An 18,329-nucleotide genomic window follows, 5' to 3' on the forward strand; every position below is an offset into this window, starting at 1 on the left:
TACGTTCGCGTGAATAGTACGTCACAACCTGTCTCTTTCCGCCCTCGGTGTGCTTTTGGGGGTAAATCCGGAGAGGCGACAACTATCCTGACACCGGGGGTGGTTTAACGATGCAAAGGGCTATGGCTTCATTACCTGCGGCAAAGGAGGCGAGGAATTGTTCGTTCATTATTCGGCGATAGCTGGCGAGGGTTATAAGACGTTGAAACAGAAGCAGACCGTTTCGTTTGAAATCGAGCAAGGTGATAAAGGCATGCAGGCCATGAGAGTGACGCCGGAATAATCATCGGTTCGCTCAGGTCCTTTCCCTAAGTCGTCGCATGAAAACCCGCAAGACTATTTCCTTTTGGTCTGACTTACTGTCATTTCTGACAGTAGGCTCAAGTACGACGCTCAGCGATCATCATTGTTCCGATCAACAAGCGAGTACGTGAAATGCGCGGTTTAATATTTTGCTTATTTTCCGTCGCTGGACTCATGGGCGTTACCCATGCTGCGTATGCAACAAGCTGTCCCACTGTAGAAGAAATAGAGTTTCGTTTAATGCCAGAGACCACTCCTGGCCAACCGGTCTTCGAGGAATATACGGTGAAGGACTCCTCTGGAAAAGTTATCTGGCGGGGCGAGGCCGTGGGCCCTAACTTTTTACAACCCATGTACCAAATGACCTTAACAACGCCCCCCCCTATAACAAACACCTGCTTATATAGTTATCGGGAGGAGTATGTGGATGAGGGCCCCCCTCCTCAGCAGGCCTGGAGAAAAAAACAGCTGACACTCAATAAACAGCCTTGAGGGCAAGTCAAATAAAAAGGGCGACATCACTGTCGCCCTTTTTCCGTCTTGCCTACCGCTTTACGCCGCACTGAACAACTTGTGCGGGTCAATCACAAACTTCTTCGGCACGCCCGCATCGAACTCGCCGTAGCCTTTCGGCGCGTCGTCCAGGCTGATGACCTGCACGCCGACGATTTCAGCAATGTTGATACGGTCCCACATGATCGCCTGCATCAGTTGGCGGTTGTACTTCATCACCGGGGTCTGGCCGGTGTGGAAGCTGTGGGATTTAGCCCAGCCCAAGCCGAAGCGAATGCTCAGGCTGCCCATTTTCGCCGCCGCATCGACAGCGCCCGGGTCTTCGGTGACGTAGAGGCCTGGGATGCCGATTTTGCCAGCTACACGGACCACGCCCATCAGCGAGTTGAGTACGGTGGCCGGGGCTTCGTGCTTGACGCCGTCATGGCCGTGACCACGGGCTTCGAAGCCTACGCAGTCGACGGCGCAGTCCACCTCTGGCTCGCCCAACAGTGCAGCGATTTGTTCGTGCAACGGAGTGTCGGTGGACAGGTCGACGATTTCAAAGCCCTGGGCCTTGGCGTGGGCCAAGCGGATGGAGTTGACGTCGCCAATGATCACCACCGCCGCGCCCAGCAGGCGAGCGGAAGCGGCAGCGGCCAGGCCAACCGGGCCGGCACCGGCAATGTAGACGGTGCTGCCAGGGCCAACACCGGCGGTGACAGCGCCGTGGTAGCCGGTCGGCAGGATGTCGGACAGGCAGGTCAGGTCGCGGATTTTCTCCATGGCCTTGTCGCGGTCCGGCAGTTTCAGCAGGTTGAAGTCGGCGTACGGCACCAGCACGTATTCAGCCTGGCCGCCAGTCCAGTCGCCCATGTCCACGTAACCATAGGCACCGCCGGCACGGGCCGGGTTGACGGTCAGGCAGACGCCAGTGTGTTGCTCTTTGCAGGAACGGCAGCGCCCGCAAGCCACGTTGAACGGCACCGACACCAGATCACCGATTTTCAGGTTTTCGACGTCGCTGCCCTTTTCGATCACTTCACCGGTGATTTCGTGACCCAGGACCAGGCCGGTCTGGGCAGTGGTACGGCCGCGCACCATGTGTTGGTCGGAGCCGCAGATGTTGGTGGAGACCACGCGCAGGATGACACCGTGCTCAATCTTCCTGCCGCGCGGGTCCTGCATTTTTGGATAGTCGATTTTCTGTACTTCGACCTTGCCGTTGCCGAGATACACGACACCACGATTACCAGACATGCTTTCACCTCGCTGTTGTTTTTGTGGAACTGCGTTGCCCAGGCAGGCAGCGCGTTGATTGCTCGGGTTAGTGCTTGTGTCTTGTTTCTGTGTTGTTTGGGAGGGCCTCATCGCGAGCAGGCTCGCTCCCACATTGGATCTTTGTGTGCTCCCGTATTTTGTGGGAGCGAGCTTGCTCGCGATGTCGGTCTAAAGAACGACAGTGCGATTGGCGTTCAAGAACACCCTTCGTTCGATGTGATACCCCACGGCCCGGGCCAGGGTCAGCCCTTCGATGTCCCGGCCCTTGGCGATCAGGTCTTCGGGATAGTGGCTGTGGTCTACCACTTCCACGCCCTGGGCGATGATCGGACCTTCATCCAGGTCGTTGTTGATGTAGTGCGCCGTGGCGCCCACCAGTTTCACGCCTTTGTTGTAGGCCTGGTGATACGGCTTGGCGCCCTTGAAGCCCGGCAGCAGCGAGTGGTGGATGTTGATCGCCTTGCCGTCGAGCTTGCGGCACAACTCCGGCGACAGCACTTGCATGTAGCGCGCAAGGATCACCAGCTCGGCGCCGGTGTCTTCGATCACCTGCCACACCTGCCGCTCTTGGGAAGGCTTGTCGTTCGGGTCCAGGGGGAAATGGTAGTAGGGAATCTGGTGCCAGTCGGCCAGCGGCTTGAGGTCGGGGTGGTTGGAGACCACGGCCACCACGTCCATGGACAACTGGCCGATGCGCTGGCGGTAGAGCAAGTCGTTGAGGCAGTGATCGGCCTTGGAGACCATGATCACCACTTTGGGCCGGTAGTTGGGCGGCGTCAGTTCGAAAACCATGCCGAAGGCTTCGGCACGCTCGGCCAGGCCGGAACGGAAATTCTGCTCGTCAAAACCTTCCGGTTGGCGAAACTCCACGCGAATGAAGAAGCGCCCCGAGAGCCGGTCGTCGAAGGAGTGGTGCTCGGTGACGTAGCAGCCCTGCTCGAACAGAAAGCGGGTCACCGCGTCCACCGTGCCGAGCACGCTGGGGCAGTCGGCAGTCAAGATCCATGTGTCTGGGGCGCGGCTCATTCGTGATACTCCTCTGATCGTTCCCATGCTCTGCGTGGGAATGCCGCCATGGACGCTCTGCGTCCGCCTTTTGGGACGCCGAGCGTCCCGGGATGCATTCCCACGCAGAGCGTGGGAACGATCAAACTCAGGCCTGCACGCTCAAGCCATACTCAGCCGCGGCATCCTGCAACCACAGCCACCAGTAATCGGAGAAGCTGCGGCGGATCACCAGTTCCCAGGTGTCTTCGCCCGTGTGGCGGATCACCAGTTGCGACTTGGCGAACACCGTGCCCACGGCCTTGCCCACCGGGAAGTTGCTTGGGTGAACGTCGTAGCTGGTGGATTTCATCAGCACGTCGCGCACGTTCGGGCCGGACAGTTCGAGGATCTGCTGGCCGCCGCTGACGTTGACGATCTGGATGTGCAGGTCGCCCAGGGCTTCACGCAATTTCTGCTCGGCAGCGAATTCTTCGCCAGTGGGCACCACCAACAGCCATTCATCCGGGCCAAGCCATTGCAGGCTGGTTTCACCCTTGACGATGACGGTCAGCGCACCTGGCAATTCCAGGCCCAGGGCCTTGTGCACGCCGGCGGCGAACGCCGGGTCGTGACCGTCGCCACGAAGGGTCAGGTGGCCCAGGAGTTTTTTCTCGCGCACGGTCACACCGGCGTTCTTGCGGCCCTTGCCCACCAGGCTGGCGAGGTCGGCATGGTGCAGCGACGACTCGGCCTTGGCCCCGGTGGTTGGGCGTTGTTGGTACACGTTGACTGCGGTCATGTGGAGCACCTGTCTGAATGCTTGCTCGACCTGCCGGTGCGTGGCGCTGTGGGAGCAAGGCTTGCCCGCGATGAACGATAACTCGGTCTGATGGCTACCGTGTCGCCTGTATCGCGAGCAAGCTTTGCTCCCACACGCCCCTCACCACAGGGCTCAAGTGTTAAATGTTCTGCCGATCCCCCTTCGGATCGAAGAACACCGAAGAAACGATCTCTGCCTCGATCACGCTACCGTCGGCCAATGGCGCGAACACCCGCTCGCCCATCCGCTTGAGGCCGCCCCTGACCACACCCATGGCAAATGAATAACCCAGGGAGTTGTGGGCATAGCTGGAGGTCACATGGCCAACCATGGTCATCGGGATCGCCTGCTTGGTGTTGAACACCAGTTGCGCGCCTTCCGGCAGCCAGACATTCGGGTCGATCGGCTTGAGGCCCACCAGTTGCTTGCGGTCTTCACGCACGCAATCTTCGCGATTCATGCCGCGCCAGCCAATCCACGAGAACGGCTTGGTCCGCCCTACGCACCAGCCCATGTTCAGGTCATCCGGGGTCATCGAGCTGTCAGTGTCCTGACCGACGATGATGAAGCCCTTCTCGGCCCGCAATACGTGCATGGTCTCGGTGCCATACGGGGTCAGGTTGTACTTCTTGCCGGCCTCGATGATCTGCTCGAGCACGCCCATGGCGTAGTCGGCCTGCACGTTGATTTCGTACGACAGCTCACCGGTAAACGAGATCCGGAACACCCGCGCCGGCACGCCGCCCACCAGGCCTTCCTTCCAGGTCATGAACGGGAAAGCGTCCTTGTCCAGGTCGATGTCGGTGACGTCGCTCAGCAGCTTGCGGCTGTTGGGGCCCGACAGGGTCATCGTCGCCCAGTGGTCGGTGACCGAGGTGAAGTACACCTTCAGGTCCGGCCATTCGGTCTGGTGATAGATCTCCAGCCATTGCAGCACGCGCGCCGCGCCGCCCGTGGTGGTGGTCATCAGGAAGTGGTTGTCCGCCAGACAGGCTGTTACGCCGTCGTCGAAGACCATGCCGTCTTCCTTGCACATCAGGCCGTAGCGAGCCTTGCCCACGTCAAGCTTGGTCCAGGCGTTGGTGTAGACGCGGTTGAGGAACTCACGGGCGTCCGGGCCCTGGATGTCGATCTTGCCCAGGGTCGAGGCGTCCAGCAGGCCAACGCTGTCGCGCACGGCCTTGCATTCGCGCTTGACCGCGGCATGCAGGTCTTCACCGTTCTTCGGGAAGTACCAAGGGCGCTTCCACTGGCCGACGTCTTCGAACTCGGCGCCGTTCTTCACATGCCAGGCATGCAGCGCGGTGAAGCGCACCGGCTCGAAAATGTGCCCACAGTGCCGGCCAGCCACCGCGCCGAAGGTTACCGGCGTGTAGTTCGGACGGAACATGGTGGTGCCCATCTGCGGGATGCTCACGTTCAGCGAGCGGGCCGCGATGGCCAGGCCGTTGACGTTACCCAGCTTGCCCTGGTCGGTACCGAAGCCCAGTGCGGTGTAGCGCTTGACGTGTTCCACCGACTCGAAGCCTTCGCGGGTGGCGAGTTCGATGGCGGCGGCGGTGACGTCGTTCTGCAGGTCGACGAATTGCTTCGGCGCCCGTGCAGTGGATTTTTCGTGGGGCACCTGGAACAGCGCCAGGGTTGGCTCTTCGTGACGGCTCAGGGCTTTGGGCAACACGCCCTCCACGGCCTTGAAGCCGGCTTCGTTGGCCGCGCGCACGCCGCCTTCGAAACCGTCGGCCAAGCTATCGCCGAGGCTATAGACGCCGTTCACACCACCGACGCACACGCGCTTTTGCGGTGCTTCGCCCGGTACGAAACCGAGGATGTCTTCACGCCAGATCGGCTTGCCGCCCAGGTGCGAAGCCAGGTGAACCACCGGGCTGTAGCCGCCGGAACTGGCCACCAGGTCGCAGTCCAGCCATTCGCCGGGGCTGGTGACTTTGTGGGCACGGACGTCGATCGCTGCAACACGTGCCCCGGTGACGCGCTTGCTGCCACGGGCCTCGATCACGGCGCTGCCGGTGAGGATGCGAATGCCCTTGGCGCGGGCTTCTTCCACCAGCGCACCACGCGGGTTGCTGCGCGCATCGGCGACAGCCACCACTTGCAGGCCGGCGTCGAACCAGTCCAGGGCCACGCGATAGGCATGGTCGTTGTTGGTGCTCAGCACCAGTTTTTTGCCAGGAGCCACGCCGTAGCGACGCACGTAAGTGGACACCGCACCGGCCAGCATGTTGCCCGGCACGTCGTTGTTGCCGTAGACCAGCGGACGCTCGCAGGCACCGGTCGCCAGGACCACGCGCTTGGCGCGGACGCGGTTGATGCGCTGGCGGACCTGGCCGATGGGCGCGCGGTCACCGAGGTGGTCGGTGAGGCGCTCGTGGATGGTCAGGAAGTTATGGTCGTGGTAACCGTTCACCGTGGCGCGAGGCAGCAACACCACTTCTGGCATCGAGCGCAGTTCAGCCACCGCCGCAGCGACCCATTCGATCGCTGGCTTGCCGTCCAGGCTCTCGCGGGAGTCGAGCAGGCTGCCGCCGAACTCTTCCTGCTCATCGGCCAGGATAACGCGCGCACCGCTGCGGGCCGCGGCCAATGCGGCGGCCAGGCCAGCAGGGCCAGCACCGACGATCAGCACGTCGCAGTGACGGTTCATGTAGTCGTAGGTGTCCGGATCGTTCTCGGTCGGCGAGCGACCCAGCCCTGCAGCCTTGCGGATGTACTTCTCGTAGGTCATCCAGAACGATTGCGGGTACATGAAGGTTTTGTAGTAGAAGCCCGGCGGCATCAGCTTGCCGCCGACCTTGCCGAGAATGCCCATCATGTCGTTGTTCACGTTCGGCCAGCCGTTGGTGCTGGTGGCGACCAGCCCCTGGTACAGCGCCTGTTGCGTGGCGCGCACGTTAGGGATTTGCGTGGCTTCGGTGGCACCGATCTGCAGCACGGCGTTCGGCTCTTCGGCGCCGGCGGCGAAGATGCCGCGAGGACGCGAATACTTGAAGCTGCGGCCAATGATGTCGACACCGTTGGCCAGCAGTGCGGCGGCCAGGGAATCGCCCTCGAAGCCTTTGTAGGTCTGGCCGTTGAAGGTGAAGCTCAGCGCTTTGTTGCGGTCGATCCGTCCGCCGTTGGACAGGCGATTGATCTGGCTCATACCTTCTCTCCCAGAGCCTGTGCAGCCGCTTTCGGACTGTCAGCCTTGTCGGTGAACTGCGGCTTTTGGCCGATCTTGTAGGTTTCGAGAATCTCGTAGGTCACGGTGTCGCGGGTCACGTTGAAGTACTGGCGGCAACCGGCGACGTGGTCCCACAGTTCATGGTGCAACCCGCGCGGGTTATCACGGAAGAACATGTAGTCGCCCCACTGTTCGTCGGTGCAGGCGTTCGGATCCAGTGGACGCGGGATATGCGCCTGGCCGGATGCATGGAATTCCTCTTCGGAGCGCAGTTCGCCGCAGTGAGGACAGAAGATGTGCAACATGGGGATTTCTCCTGTTAGTGGGCAACCGCAGCAGCGCCGTGTTCATCGATCAACGCACCGTTGTGGAAACGGTCGATGGAGAAAGGTGCGGCCAAGGGGTGCATTTCACCCTTGGCCAGGCTCGCGGCAAATACGTTGCCCGAGCCAGGTGTCGCCTTGAAGCCGCCGGTGCCCCAACCGCAGTTGAAGAACATGTTCGGCACCGGGGTCTTGGAGATGATCGGGCAGGCGTCCGGCGTGGTGTCGACGATGCCGCCCCACTGACGGTTCATGCGCACCCGCGAGAGCACCGGGAACATTTCGACGATGGCCTGGATGGTGTGTTCGATCACCGGGTACGAACCACGCTGGCCGTAGCCGTTGTAGCCGTCGATACCGGCACCGATCACCAGGTCGCCCTTGTCGGACTGGCTGATGTAGCCGTGCACGGCGTTGGACATGATCACGCTGTCGATGATCGGCTTGATCGGCTCGGACACCAGCGCTTGCAGCGGGTGGGATTCGATCGGCAGGCGGAAGCCCGCAAGCTTGGCCATGTGTCCGGAGTTACCAGCGGTCACCACGCCGACGCGCTTGGCGCCGATGAAGCCCTTGTTGGTTTCCACGCCGATGCACACGCCGTTTTCCTTGCGGAAACCGATCACTTCGGTCTGCTGGATCAGGTCCACACCCAACGCGTCCGCCGCCCGGGCAAAGCCCCAGGCCACGGCATCGTGACGGGCCACGCCGCCGCGACGCTGGACGGTGGCGCCCATCACCGGGTAGCGGGTGTTTTTCGAGCAATCCAGGTACGGGATCTCGTCGGCCACTTGCTTGGCGTTGAGCAGCTCGCCGTCCACGCCGTTGAGGCGGTTGGCGCTGACGCGACGCTCGGAATCACGGATGTCCTGCAGGGTGTGGCACAGGTTGTAGACGCCACGCTGGGAGAACATCACGTTGTAGTTCAGGTCCTGGGACAGGCCTTCCCAGAGTTTCATCGCGTGTTCGTACAGGTGGGCCGATTCGTCCCACAGGTAGTTGGAGCGCACGATGGTGGTGTTGCGCGCGGTGTTGCCGCCGCCCAACCAGCCCTTCTCGACCACGGCCACGTTGGTGATGCCGTGTTCCTTGGCCAGGTAGTAGGCGGTCGCCAGGCCATGCCCGCCACCGCCGACGATGACCACGTCATAGACCTTTTTCGGGGTCGGCGTGCGCCACATCCGCTGCCAGTTTTCGTGATGGCTGAGAGAGTGTTTGAAGAGGCCGAAGCCCGAATAGCGTTGCATAGTCATTACTCCAAAACCGACTCAGCGATAAACCGGGAAGTCCGCGCACAGGGCCGCCACTTGCTGCGCCACATTGGCCTCGACATCGGCATCGCCGAGGTTGTCGAGAATGTCGCAGATCCAGCCGGCCAGCGTGACGCACTGGGTCACCTTGAAACCACGCGTGGTCACCGCCGGGGTGCCAATGCGCAAGCCCGAGGTCACGAACGGCGATTGCGGGTCGTTCGGTACGGCGTTCTTGTTGACGGTGATGTGGGCACGGCCCAGGGCAGCATCGGCGTCCTTGCCGGTCAGGCCCTGACGGATCAGGCTGACCAGGAACAGGTGGTTATCGGTGCCACCGGACACTACATCGTAGCCGCGCTTGATGAACACGCCAGCCATGGCCTGGGCGTTATCGATCACTTGCTGCTGGTAAGCCTTGAAGCCAGGTTCCGCCGCTTCCTTGAAGCACACCGCCTTGCCGGCGATCACGTGCATCAGCGGGCCGCCCTGGGCGCCCGGGAATACCGCGGCGTTGAGCTTTTTCTCGATCTCTTCGTTGGCCTTGGCCAGGATCAGGCCGCCACGTGGACCGCGCAGCGTCTTGTGGGTGGTGGTGGTGACCACGTCGGCGTAAGGCAGTGGATTAGGGTACAGACCGGCGGCGACCAGACCGGCAACGTGGGCCATGTCGACGAACAGCAGGGCACCGACCTTATCGGCGATCTGGCGGAAACGTGGGAAATCCAGGGTCTTGGAGTAAGCGGAGAAACCGGCAACGATCATCTTCGGCTTGTGCTCGACCGCCAGGCGCTCGACTTCGTCGTAGTCGATCAGGCCGGTGGTGGTGTCGATGCCGTATTGCACCGCGTTATAGAGCTTGCCCGAGGACGACACCTTGGCACCGTGGGTCAAGTGACCGCCGTGGGCCAGGCTCATGCCCAGGATGGTGTCGCCGGCCTGCAGCAGGGCCAGGTATACGGCGCTGTTGGCCGAAGAACCGGAGTGCGGCTGGACGTTGGCGTAATCGGCACCGAACAACTGCTTGGCGCGCTCGATGGCCAGGGCTTCGACTTTGTCGACGTGCTCGCAGCCACCGTAGTAGCGCTTGCCCGGATAGCCTTCGGCGTACTTGTTGGTCAGGCCGCTGCCCTGGGCCTCCATCACGCGCTTGCTGGTGTAGTTCTCTGACGCGATCAGTTCGATGTGATCTTCCTGGCGTTGTTCTTCGGCGTTCATCGCCGCCAGCAGTGCATCATCGTAGCCTTGGATTTGGTCTTGCTTGCTGAACATCGCGTCTCTCCCAGCGGCGGCGGTGCGCCTTTCGTCTCGGTGAGGCACGGACCGTTCGGTCGTGCCCTTTGGATGCGATGGTATGGCTGGCGCAGGCATGTCAAATGCCTATGGACGCCACGCAAAGGTGCGTTTACGACATGGGATCAAAGAGTCGGAGAACAAGGCCTGCGCGATAGCACTGTGGGAACTGAGATTTGTGGGAGCAAAGCTTGCTCGCGATCCAGGCACCTCGGTCCGCGGGAGACCGCGGCGTTTTCATCGCGGGCAAGCCTTGCTCCCACAGGCCTTGCTCCCACAGGTATTGTTCCCACAGCTTGGCTCCAAAAATGCTGCTCCCACAGGGCTATGCGGCGATCTGGCGAACCGCGAGCAACAGTAGGAAATGCGCGGGATAAAGGCCATACGCCCAGCGCCGCATCGCCGGTGGCTGAAAACGACCCGCCTGTCGCAAAAGCATCAGCCCAAGCCATGGCGCGATCAGGCAAGCCACCAGCCCCCACAACGCCACCCCATCCCCCAGCCATGCCGCGCCATACAACACCCGCCATTGATTGGCTGCCACGCAGACCAACCCCGGCAACAAGGCGAAATACCAGGGCCGACGAAACACCAGCAGCATCGCCAGCGGCAGCAGCACACCGAAGAACCCGAACATCAGTTGCGATGACAACAGCGCCGCCAACAACAACGCCACCGCGGCCAGACATCGCGCCTCCAGTGTCGGTACCCGCCAACTGCGCGCCACCAGCAGGCCCAGGACCAGGGTTGGCATCACATTCAGGGTGGCGGGGACGGGAATGAACAAGCGGTAGGGGATTTCGCTGACGGCGCTGAATAGCAGCAGCCAGCCCAGGTAGCGCCAGAGGGAGGTGCTGGCGTCGTTGCGCGACAGGTTCGCCGCCATCGCCAGGCAGAACCAGGGGAATGCCAACCGCCCCGGCACGTAGAGCCAATCGACGGTAAAACCGACATATCGCAGATGATCGAGGACCATCGACAAAAGAGCCAACCACTTGAGCAGGTCCAGGGCCCCGTCACGCCGGCTCACGTATAAAGCCGCGCGACGAGATTGATACTTTCCGACAGAAACATCCGGTGTGTTCCCCCGCTAATCTTGGGTAAAGTGCGCACCAACATAGATCACGGCGTTGCACACTCAAGCGCGCCGAACCATGATCGACCACGGCGCTGTGGACCCAAACACGCCGAACCATGGAACGCCCCACCCGGGCATTCCGCCAGGGATCTCTTTACCCAGGACTCTCTATTCAAGGAGCAAGGCCATGACCGACAAGAGTCAACAGTTTGCCAGCGACAACTATTCCGGTATTTGCCCCGAAGCCTGGGCGGCCATGGAAGAAGCCAACCAGGGTCACCAACGCGCCTACGGCGACGACGAGTGGACCCACCGCGCGGCGGACGATTTCCGGGCCTTGTTCGAAACCGACTGCGAAGTGTTCTTCGCGTTCAACGGCACGGCGGCCAACTCTTTGGCGTTGTCCTCACTGTGCCAGAGTTACCACAGTGTGATCTGCTCGGAAACCGCCCACGTCGAAACCGACGAATGCGGCGCACCGGAGTTCTTCTCCAATGGTTCCAAGCTGCTGGTGGCGCGCACTGAAAACGGCAAGCTGACCCCCGAGTCGATCCGTGAGATCGCCCTCAAGCGCCAGGACATCCACTACCCCAAGCCCCGGGTCGTGACCCTGACCCAGGCCACGGAAGTCGGCAGTGTCTACACCCCGGAAGAAATCCGCGCCATCAGCGTCACCTGCAAGGAACTGGGGCTGAACCTGCACATGGACGGCGCGCGTTTTTCCAACGCCTGCGCCTTCCTCGGCTGCTCCCCGGCCGACCTGACCTGGAAGGCCGGCGTGGACGTGTTGTGCTTCGGCGGCACGAAAAACGGCATGGCGGTGGGTGAAGCGATCCTGTTCTTCAACCATGACCTGGCCGAAGACTTCGACTATCGCTGCAAACAGGCCGGGCAACTGGCGTCGAAGATGCGCTTCCTCTCCGCGCCCTGGGTCGGCTTGCTGCAGAACCAGGCCTGGCTCAAGCACGCCCGCCACGCCAACCACTGCGCCCAATTGCTGGCGGAACTGGTCAGCGACATTCCCGGCGTGGAACTGATGTTCCCGGTCCAGGCCAACGGCGTATTCCTGCAACTCTCGGAACCGGCCATCGCCGCGCTGACCGCCAAGGGCTGGCGTTTCTACACGTTCATTGGCAAAGGCGGCGCACGCTTCATGTGCTCGTGGGATACCGAAGAAGCGCGAGTGCGGGAATTGGCGGCGGATATTCGGGAAGTGATGAGCGCCTGAGGCAACGACCGATATCTTGTAGGAGCTGTCGAGCGGAGCGAGGCTGCGATCTTTCCAAGCCAGATTGAATCTCAAGCGAAAGATCAAAAGATCGCAGCCTCGCTTTGCTCGACAGCTCCTACAGATGGGCAGATCAGAAATCGATCCGCACATCCCCCTTCGGCACGCTGCAGCACGACAGGATGTAGCCCTCGGCTTCGTCGTCCTCGGTGATCCCGCCGTTGTGATCCATTTCCACTTCCCCGCCCAGCTTCAGCACCTTGCAGGTGCCGCAGATGCCCATGCCGCAGGCCTTGGGGATCATCATGCCGAGCTTGGCAGCGGCGGCGTGTACGGTTTCTCCCGGTCCCACGCGGATGCTCTTGCCCGAGGAAGTGAACTCCACCAGGTGCAGGTCCGCCGCGTCGACTTCAGGGGCGTCGGCAGCCTGTTCGGCCTGTTCCACGGCGTCGGCGCGGGCTTCCGGTGGCGTAGCGCCGAAGGATTCCTCGTGATAACGCTTCATGTCGTAGCCGGCCGCTTCCAGCAGGCGCTTGACTGCGGTCATGTACGGGGTCGGGCCGCAACAGAACACCTCGCGATCGAGGAAGTCGGGCACCATCAATTCCAGCATCTTGTGGTTCAGATAACCGCGATAGCCGGCCCAGGGCTCGCCCAGGCCATGTTTTTCGCAGATCAGGTGCAAGCTGAAGTTGTCGATCCGCGACGCCATGTGTTCCAGCTCGCGGTGATAGATGATGTCCTTGGGCGAGCGGGCGCTGTGGATAAAGGTCATGTCGACATTGGCGTTGGTGTCGTAGAACCAGCGCGCCATGGACATGCACGGCGTGATCCCCACGCCACCGCTCAGGTACAGGACTTTCGGGCTAGGGAAATCGATGGCGTTGAACAATCCCACCGGCCCGTGCACCGCCAGCTCCTGGCCCTCGTGCAGGGTGTCGTGCAGCCAGTTGGAAACCTTGCCCCCCGGCACGCGCTTGATGGTCACCGAAAAACTGTAGGGCACCGACGGCGAGCTGGAGATGGTATAGGAGCGCATGATCGGCTGACCTTCGATTTCCAGCTCCAGGGTGACGAATTGCCCAGGCTTGAAAAAGAACATGATTGGCTGGTCGGCCATGAAGCAGAAGGTGCGCACATCCCAGGTTTCCTGGATGACTTTGACGCAACGTACGATATGTCGGCCATTGGCCCAGGTCTGGGTCGTGACCGGGTTCAGGAAGTTATTGGACATGCTGATCTCCACGGCCGACTGTCGGCCTTCATGATGGCGATTGTGCGCAGGCGCCTGGGTGACCATTTACCTATCTGCGACATTCACATACTTATCGCGACCAGCCCTTAACTACCGGGGCTTGCGCGTCGGGAACAGATTGGGCCATGTCGCCCATGGATAAGGTTCGGCCCCTGCGCGGCCCCACACTCGCCCCAACAGATAAACAAAGTTTTCTGCCTTGCGTAGCACAACCGATTAGCCATTTTCACCGGCTCCGCTTAGAGGGCCACGAGGATAAAACGATGGACACCACTACCCTGAGCCTGGGCGATCCGCTGGAACCCGCACGCAAGGCCACCGCGCAAATGTTGCAAGAGCGTGAGCGCACCTTTTCGCTGCCGCAGCCGTTCTACTCCGATGAGCGCCTGTTTGATATCGATATGCAGGAAATCTTCCAGAAAGAATGGTTGATCGCCGGCATGACCTGCGAAATCCCGGCCAAGGGCAACTACCTGACCCTGCAAGTCGGCAAGAACCCGATCATCGTGATTCGTGGTGCCGAGGGCGTGGTGCATGCGTTCCATAACGTCTGCCGCCACCGCGGTTCGCGGCTGTGCACCAGCGACAAGGGCAAGGTTGCCAAACTGGTCTGCCACTACCACCAGTGGACCTACGAGCTGGACGGTCGCCTGCTGTTCGCTGGCACCGAGATGGGCGCCGACTTCGACATGAAGCAGTACGGCCTCAAGCCTGTGAACGTGAAGACCGCGGGCGGCTACATCTTCATCAGCCTGGCCGAGAACCCGCCGGCCATCGATGACTTCCTGTCGACACTGAACCATTACATGGAACCGTACGACATGGAGAACACCAAGGTGGCGGTGCAAACCACCTTGATGGAAAAAGCCAACTGGAAACTGGTGCTGGAAAACAACCGTGAGTGCTACCACTGCGGCGGCGCGCACCCGGAACTGCTCAAGACCCTGCTGGAATGGGACGACGTCACCGACCCGCGGGCCGACCAGGCGTTCAAGGACCACGTGGCCGCCTCTGCCGCTGCCTGGGAAGCCGAGAAGATCCCTTACGCCCACGCCAGTTTCGGCCTGCGCAACCGCATCGTGCGCATGCCGCTGCTCAAGGGCACCGTGTCGATGACCATGGACGGCAAGCAAGGCTGCGCCAAGCTGATGGGCCGCATCAAGAACCCGGACCTGGGCTCGATGCGCATCCTGCACTTGCCGCACTCGTGGAACCACTGCATGGGCGACCACATCATCGTGTTCACCGTGTGGCCGATCAGCGCCCAGGAAACCATGGTCACCACCAAGTGGCTGGTGCACAAGGACGCGGTCGAAGGTGTGGACTACGACGTCGCGCGCATGCGCCAGGTCTGGGACGCCACCAACGACCAGGACCGTCGCCTGGCAGAAGAAAATCAGCGCGGCATCAACTCCACCGCCTACCAGCCAGGCCCGTACTCCAAGACCTATGAGTTCGGCGTGGTGAACTTCGTGGATTGGTACAGCGAGCGCATGCTCAACAACCTGGGGGCCGAACCGGCGCCGTACCTCAAAGGTGTTCCAGTCCAGGGCTAAACCCCAAAGCTTCGGTTGATGATCGTCCCCACGCTCTGCGTGGGGATGCAGCCCGGGACGCTCTGCGTCCCAAAAGCCGAACGCGGAGCGTCCGTAGAGGCATTCCCACGCGGAGCGTGGGAACGATCATCAGTGGGAAGACCACCGCACACTGCCATCCTCCCCATAAAACGTCTCGACAATCTCCTCCCCCTTCAGCCGCACCTTCACATACCCGTTCAACACTCGCTGCGGATACGCCTCGTCACCCGCCAACTGCGTTTCCGACCACAGCACCCGGGCATGCCCATTCAACTCGCTGGTCGTACCGTAGGGAATCGCCCCGTGCCCGGCGCAGCGCGCATGCAGCCCGCCTTGCGGCGCGTAGCAGATACCGTTGTGCAAATGCCCCCAATACCAGTAGTCCGGCTCGCGCCCCAGGGCATCGCATACCGGTTGGTAGAGGGCGGTCTTGTTGTGCCCGGAAATATCGAAGCCCTGGTGATGACTGAGCACCATGAGTTTCTTGCGCTTGGGCAGGGTCTTCATCCACTCGATCTGCTGGGTGTTGAGGGTGCCGTCCATGTACAGGTTCATGGCGTCCGAGGCGTAGGCGCTGTCGAGGCCAACCACCAGCCAGTCGTCGTTGTACAAGGCAAAGTAACTGGTGCCCTGCTGCACCGGGAAACGCTTGGACAGTTCCTTGAAATAGCCGTGGGCACCGCTGTACATCTCGTGGTTGGAATTGAGGGTAAACGCGCCATGCTTGCCCTGGGGCCAGCCGACCATGTCGACGTCTTCCTGGGAATGGGTGCCGGCGTAATACACGTCGCCCAGATGGATGGTGAAATCGGCCAGGGCCAGTTGCATCTGGTTGGCCACCGCCACCGCCGGGGCATGACTGTCGAACGGCCCGGTGCCCCAGTCGCCAGCGATGGCCAGCACCACGTCGCTGTCCATTTTCACCAGCGCCGGGTTGGTGGCGAACGGCGCGTGATGGCGCAGGTTCTCGATCCACTTGAGCAGCGCCTCGCTCCACAACAGGTCCAGCAGTTCCCATTTGCGGCAGCCGAGCAAGGTGCCGTCCTTGAGTACCCGGGTCGGTAGCTCGTCCTCGCTTTGCGGCAGCGGCGTGGCGTTGCCAATCTTCAGGATCGACAAGCCGTGGGCCAGCTCCCATGGCACGGCCGGTTCGTCGTCCGGCAGGTCGCCATGCTCGATGACGTGCCGGGCCTGGTCGTGGCCTCGCTGCAGCAGCTTGACGATGGCCTGGAACTCCTCGGGCTCAAGGTCGTTGACGAGTTTTTTCCAGGACATTTCCAGCCGCGTGACCAACCCGTGCAGGCGGACCTTGACCTTGTCGAACTCATGTTCCCAATGGTGCAGTAATGACATGTGAACGCTCCTTCGCAATGCCCTGGGCTACAGGGTCTTCATGAATTCGATCAGGGCCCGTTTGTCGACGTCCGACAGCTGCGTGCCATACAGGTGACCGCCGTTGTGATTGCCTTCCAGGCGGGTGTCGTATTTGAAATCCGCCGACGCCTTCATCTGCGCGCCGCTGGTGATGAAGCCGACCTTCTCCTGGTCGTAGATGTCGGAGCCGGTGTAGAACACCTGCGGACGCTGCTCTGGCGCTTGCAGCAAATCCCACAGGGTCGGCACCGAACCGTTGTGCAGGTACGGCGCGCGCAGCCAGATACCGTCGGTGGGCGTGTTGCTGTAGCTCTGGGTCTTGCGGTAGGCGCCAAAGTCGAACGGCGGTTTCTTAAAACCGTGGAACGCCGTCACCAGGCCGGAGGTGAAGGAATTCAGGCGATGGGGATCAGTGCCCAACTGGTCGATGTTGGTGGTGACCTGGCCGGTGTCGCTGCGACCAAAATCGTGACAACTGGCGCAGTTTTTCTCCCAGATCGGTTTGCCCTGGGCGACTTTCGCCTGGTCCAGGGCGAACGGCCACGCCGGCGCCTTGTGGCCCAGCAGCCAGTTCGTCACGCGATTGAAACTCGGCGGCAGCACCGATTGCGGCGTCGCGCCCACGGCCATGGCCGCTGCGTAATTGCGTTCGTGGATCTTGTTGTTATTGCCGTCCCAATGCAGGTACATGGACTCGCGCGGTTTCTGGTTCCAGACCTGCGGCAGATCCACGGTGCCGATGGTGGAGTCATCCGGGAAGCCGAACACCACCATTTTGGTCGGGTTGAAGGTGTCGGTCCGCCCTGGCCCCTGGGCCGGACGCAGCTTCTGCCAGGCGTAGGCCTGTTTCTGTTTGAGCAGCGCGCTCTTGGCCATGGGGATGATCAGGTAGCGGTTGTACAGCTTCTCGAAAAAGCCCAGTTGGAACTTGCCATTGATCGCCGCCATCACCGCATCGGGGGTGAATTTCGGGTCGCTGGCACACTCGTAGGCGAACCACTGGAAGGCCTGCAGCTGCAGGGTATTGGCCGGCGCGCTGGCGACCGGAATCGCTACGTCACTGGCATTGGCCCGGTAGGAGCCGGTGTGGCACAGGGCGCAGTTGGGCTCGACAGTGGGGTAACCCAGTTGCCGCTTGGCCATGCCGATGGGCAGGTCGTTGCCGTTTTCATAGAGAAAACCGAACACCTCGTAACCGCCCGGTTTGGGCAGCTTTTCCGGGCACATCTGCGGCAGCACGGCGAACAGGTAGTAGGGAATCCGCGCCTCGATGCCCAGGCCGATGGCGGCGTATTTGTAGTGGTCTTCGTCGGAGGCGAAGTCCGGTTGCGGCACTTCCCGGATCATCTGGTACCAGGTCTGGTAGCCGATAAAGCCCAGCACCAGCAGCACCACCAGCGCGCCGACCTTGAAACCGTGGCTCTGCCAGCGCCGCGCCCAACCGGCGCGCCATTCCCGCCAGCCGGCGCAAAGCAAGGCCAGCGGACGATTGGCCGCTGGACAGCCGAGGTACAGCAGCACGCCCAGGATCAGGAACATGCTCAGGTCGCCCATCAGCATCGGCACGAACAGCTGGCCCTGGTTGTTGGTGTTGATCAGGTAGATCCAGAACACCACCGCCACCAGCCGCGACAGCACGCACAACCACGAATGCACGACGAAACGCGGCGCGTTGAACCCCGAGGGCATGTAGAACAGGCTGATCCCCACCAGCAACATGCCGGCATTTTCCAGCCAGGGATCGGACAACACGGGCGGCAAGCCGAGCATGGACGTCAGCAACGCCGGCGCGAACAGCGCCGGGATCGCGAAGAACATGTTCATGACAATCCCGACCCAGATGATGCGTTGGAACCAGCGGATGTAAGTGTTCATGGCATTTCCCTTGAT

The 18,329-nt window shown here is 61.6% G+C and carries 13 protein-coding genes and 1 pseudogene; 3 read left to right on the top strand and 11 right to left on the bottom strand.

The features are described from left to right. Positions 1-100: 100 nt before the first annotated feature. Positions 101-283: pseudogene (locus tag ASC85_RS16375) on the top strand (cold-shock protein); the annotation flags it as partial. Positions 284-855: 572 nt separating this feature from the next. Here ASC85_RS16375 and fdhA read toward each other — a convergent pair. The 8 genes from fdhA to ASC85_RS16415 all read right to left on the bottom strand — a co-directional run bounded on the left by fdhA (position 856) and on the right by ASC85_RS16415 (position 10,957). After that, on the bottom strand, positions 856-2,055 hold the full coding sequence (gene fdhA / locus ASC85_RS16380; RefSeq protein ID WP_003177608.1) for a formaldehyde dehydrogenase, glutathione-independent: 1,200 nt from the start codon (positions 2,053-2,055) through the stop codon (positions 856-858). A gap of 189 nt (positions 2,056-2,244) precedes the next feature. Further along, positions 2,245-3,102, bottom strand: coding sequence for a formyltetrahydrofolate deformylase (purU, locus tag ASC85_RS16385; RefSeq protein ID WP_003206299.1), 858 nt, complete (start codon positions 3,100-3,102; stop codon positions 2,245-2,247). Positions 3,103-3,229: 127 nt separating this feature from the next. After that, entirely contained in the window at positions 3,230-3,862 is a 633-nt protein-coding gene (locus tag ASC85_RS16390; RefSeq protein WP_057450497.1) for a sarcosine oxidase subunit gamma, read from the bottom strand. 160 nt (positions 3,863-4,022) lie between these two features. Further along, entirely contained in the window at positions 4,023-7,040 is a 3,018-nt protein-coding gene (locus ASC85_RS16395; protein WP_057450498.1) for a sarcosine oxidase subunit alpha, read from the bottom strand. After that, a complete protein-coding gene (locus ASC85_RS16400; RefSeq protein WP_003206305.1) occupies positions 7,037-7,366 on the bottom strand; it encodes a sarcosine oxidase subunit delta in 330 nt (109 codons plus the stop codon). Before ASC85_RS16400 ends, ASC85_RS16395 begins: the two co-directional genes overlap by 4 nt. Positions 7,367-7,380: 14 nt before the next feature. Then, complete coding sequence (locus ASC85_RS16405; RefSeq protein WP_003206307.1) at positions 7,381-8,631, bottom strand: sarcosine oxidase subunit beta; 1,251 nt, start codon at positions 8,629-8,631, stop codon at positions 7,381-7,383. A gap of 21 nt (positions 8,632-8,652) precedes the next feature. Continuing rightward, a complete protein-coding gene (glyA, locus tag ASC85_RS16410; RefSeq protein WP_003206308.1) occupies positions 8,653-9,906 on the bottom strand; it encodes a serine hydroxymethyltransferase in 1,254 nt (417 codons plus the stop codon). Positions 9,907-10,252: 346 nt separating this feature from the next. Further along, positions 10,253-10,957: a TraX family protein gene (locus tag ASC85_RS16415; RefSeq protein WP_082534400.1), complete on the bottom strand. Its 705-nt coding sequence runs from the start codon at positions 10,955-10,957 to the stop codon at positions 10,253-10,255. 235 nt (positions 10,958-11,192) lie between these two features. On the opposite strand from ASC85_RS16415, the gene ASC85_RS16420 reads away from it, so the two are divergent. Further along, entirely contained in the window at positions 11,193-12,233 is a 1,041-nt protein-coding gene (locus tag ASC85_RS16420) for a threonine aldolase family protein (RefSeq protein ID WP_057450499.1), read from the top strand. Positions 12,234-12,366: 133 nt separating this feature from the next. On the opposite strand, the gene gbcB is transcribed toward ASC85_RS16420, so the two are convergent. After that, the gene (gene gbcB / locus ASC85_RS16425) at positions 12,367-13,467 is read right to left on the bottom strand and encodes a glycine-betaine demethylase subunit GbcB (protein WP_057450529.1); all 1,101 of its coding nucleotides are present in this window, start codon (positions 13,465-13,467) and stop codon (positions 12,367-12,369) included. Positions 13,468-13,751: 284 nt separating this feature from the next. Here gbcB and gbcA point away from each other — a divergent pair, with 284 nt between their 5' ends. Next, on the top strand, positions 13,752-15,044 hold the full coding sequence (gene gbcA, locus ASC85_RS16430; RefSeq protein ID WP_057450500.1) for a glycine-betaine demethylase subunit GbcA: 1,293 nt from the start codon (positions 13,752-13,754) through the stop codon (positions 15,042-15,044). 129 nt (positions 15,045-15,173) lie between these two features. On the opposite strand, the gene ASC85_RS16435 is transcribed toward gbcA, so the two are convergent. Then, positions 15,174-16,418: a metallophosphoesterase gene (locus ASC85_RS16435; RefSeq protein WP_057450501.1), complete on the bottom strand. Its 1,245-nt coding sequence runs from the start codon at positions 16,416-16,418 to the stop codon at positions 15,174-15,176. A gap of 27 nt (positions 16,419-16,445) precedes the next feature. Next, complete coding sequence (locus tag ASC85_RS16440; protein ID WP_057450502.1) at positions 16,446-18,314, bottom strand: hypothetical protein; 1,869 nt, start codon at positions 18,312-18,314, stop codon at positions 16,446-16,448. Between the last annotated feature and the right edge of the window lie 15 nt (positions 18,315-18,329).

Source organism: Pseudomonas sp. Root401 (assembly GCF_001425105.1).
Taxonomy (GTDB): Bacteria; Pseudomonadota; Gammaproteobacteria; order Pseudomonadales; family Pseudomonadaceae; genus Aquipseudomonas; species Aquipseudomonas brassicacearum.

What these genes read in the sequence shown, in the direction of transcription:
- fdhA (WP_003177608.1), bottom strand. Translation starts at nt 2,055, where the DNA reads ATGTCTGGTAATCGTGGTGTCGTGTATCTCGGCAACGGCAAGGTCGAA.
- purU (WP_003206299.1), bottom strand. Translation starts at nt 3,102, where the DNA reads ATGAGCCGCGCCCCAGACACATGGATCTTGACTGCCGACTGCCCCAGC.
- ASC85_RS16390 (WP_057450497.1), bottom strand. Translation starts at nt 3,862, where the DNA reads ATGACCGCAGTCAACGTGTACCAACAACGCCCAACCACCGGGGCCAAG.
- ASC85_RS16395 (WP_057450498.1), bottom strand. Translation starts at nt 7,040, where the DNA reads ATGAGCCAGATCAATCGCCTGTCCAACGGCGGACGGATCGACCGCAAC.
- ASC85_RS16400 (WP_003206305.1), bottom strand. Translation starts at nt 7,366, where the DNA reads ATGTTGCACATCTTCTGTCCTCACTGCGGCGAACTGCGCTCCGAAGAG.
- ASC85_RS16405 (WP_003206307.1), bottom strand. Translation starts at nt 8,631, where the DNA reads ATGCAACGCTATTCGGGCTTCGGCCTCTTCAAACACTCTCTCAGCCAT.
- glyA (WP_003206308.1), bottom strand. Translation starts at nt 9,906, where the DNA reads ATGTTCAGCAAGCAAGACCAAATCCAAGGCTACGATGATGCACTGCTG.
- ASC85_RS16420 (WP_057450499.1), top strand. Translation starts at nt 11,193, where the DNA reads ATGACCGACAAGAGTCAACAGTTTGCCAGCGACAACTATTCCGGTATT.
- gbcB (WP_057450529.1), bottom strand. Translation starts at nt 13,467, where the DNA reads ATGTCCAATAACTTCCTGAACCCGGTCACGACCCAGACCTGGGCCAAT.
- gbcA (WP_057450500.1), top strand. Translation starts at nt 13,752, where the DNA reads ATGGACACCACTACCCTGAGCCTGGGCGATCCGCTGGAACCCGCACGC.
- ASC85_RS16435 (WP_057450501.1), bottom strand. Translation starts at nt 16,418, where the DNA reads ATGTCATTACTGCACCATTGGGAACATGAGTTCGACAAGGTCAAGGTC.
- ASC85_RS16440 (WP_057450502.1), bottom strand. Translation starts at nt 18,314, where the DNA reads ATGAACACTTACATCCGCTGGTTCCAACGCATCATCTGGGTCGGGATT.